Genomic DNA, 570 nt, shown 5'->3' with positions numbered 1-570 from the left:
AGGCACAGCAGGATATTTTGGATTACATATCCATGTTTTATAACAGTCGGCGGCTGCATTCTTACTTGGGCTACATGAGCCCGAATGAATACGAAGCTCAGGCAATTGAAATGAAAAAAGTATCTTAACTGGGTTGGTCAAAAATGCTAGACCACGTCAAACAGTGGGAAACCGTGCCACACACCCTAGAACTTTAAACGAAGGAATGCTTAATAAGAACTGAGCACTCCTTGCCGAATATTGAGCTCTATACCTTTAGAGCCAAAAAAATTTAACGCTTTTATAAACGGCGCGCGTGTCTTTGCGCGTCCAGTGTAGCCCACGTTTCTTTGTGGGCGGAACGAGGTTTGATAAACTTGTTAAGTGCTCTATTTCTCAACATATTTAAAGGTATCAGCACCATCGAAAAACCTAACATTAACGGACTTAAATATCTCAGGAGCAGCCATTCTGGCGTTGATTGCGACCCTATTTGTACCGTCATCTCTTTTTTGTGTGTAGTGAGTTGTACAACCACAAAAAGTGCAAGAATGATATGAGCGAACTTTGCTACCCCACAAATAAACAGTA

At 41.6% G+C, this 570-nt stretch carries 2 protein-coding genes; one reads left to right on the top strand and one right to left on the bottom strand.

Annotation, left to right across the window (positions count from 1 at the left end):
* The coding region (locus tag A3735_RS28880) for an IS3 family transposase (RefSeq protein WP_156499628.1) at positions 1-128 on the top strand (128 nt) is incomplete at its 5' end.
* A 152-nt stretch (positions 129-280) separates the two neighbouring features.
* On the opposite strand, the gene A3735_RS31895 is transcribed toward A3735_RS28880, so the two are convergent.
* The coding region (locus A3735_RS31895; RefSeq protein WP_231882543.1) for a hypothetical protein at positions 281-570 on the bottom strand (290 nt) is incomplete at its 5' end.

It is taken from the genome of Oleiphilus sp. HI0061, from assembly GCF_001635675.1.
Note: the sequence above shows the minus strand (reverse complement) of the source record. Positions and strands in the feature narration are given on the sequence as shown.